A 1,009-nucleotide genomic window follows, 5' to 3' on the forward strand; every position below is an offset into this window, starting at 1 on the left:
GTAATCTTCCCAGCTTTAGGCATACTCAAAAGTAGAGTTTTTGGTTAATAATTTCTTGTTATTGCTGTTAAAACTTTGTTGGAATGTGGGAAAATCTTCTGCGCTTTGTGTTTTGATTTTTCCATATTTCAACAAAAAGTCCCGAGGTGTAAGGTATTGTAGCGCACTGTGCGGGCGCTCATTATTATACATCCACATCCAGATTTCTGAATAATTTCTCATCTGCCTGATGTTCTCAAATAAATAAACATCTAAAAATTCTGTCCGAAAAGTCCTGTTGAATCTTTCTACCAGAGAGTTTTGCGTTGGTTTTCCAGGTTGGATATAATGAAGCGCAATCTCATTTTTGTCGCACCAGCCTTTTAGTTTTTCACCAATAAACTCAGGACCGTTGTCCACTCTTATCTTTTCCGGTTTTCCACGCCAGTCGATCAGTTGTTCCAGTTCGGAAACCACTCTTGCAGATGGTAAACTGGTGTCGATGGTAATATTCAAAATCTCTCTATTAAAATCATCAATGATATTTAAGCTTCTCACGCTTTTGCCATTCTCCAGAGTATCGTGCATAAAATCCATACTCCATGTTACATTGGGATAAACAGGACGAAGCAAAGGCTCTTTCACCCTTGCCGGAAGGCGTTTCTTTCGTTTGCTTCTTAAGTTCAGCTTCATCGATTTGTAAATCCTGTAAACCCGTTTGTGATTCCATCCAAAACCCAAGTTTCTCAAACGGTGGTGCATCGTCCAGAATCCCCAGGTCTGATGCTGTTCTGCAAGCAAAACCAGCTCCTCCCGGATCTTGTCATCTTCATTGTTTTTCTTCTTTTTGTAGTAAAATAACGAACTGTTTATGATAAAAAGTTTACACGCATTCCGAATGCTTACTCCATGCTGCGATACGGAATAAACAACCAGTTCCCGCTTCTCGGAAGGTGTTAAAGCTTTTTTGCGATCACATCTTTCATCACCACATTTTCTAACGTAAGTTCAGCCACAATTTTTTTGTACT

Annotated in this window: 1 pseudogene; it reads right to left on the reverse strand. The window is 39.4% G+C overall.

From position 1 onward, the window contains the following. Nucleotides 1-15: 15 nt before the first annotated feature. A pseudogene (locus CHA01nite_RS20340) lies at nucleotides 16-936 on the reverse strand (IS3 family transposase); the annotation flags it as partial. Between the last annotated feature and the right edge of the window lie 73 nt (nucleotides 937-1,009).

The sequence above is a fragment of the Chryseobacterium hagamense genome, assembly GCF_007991455.1.
GTDB classification, from domain to species: Bacteria; Bacteroidota; Bacteroidia; order Flavobacteriales; family Weeksellaceae; genus Chryseobacterium; species Chryseobacterium hagamense.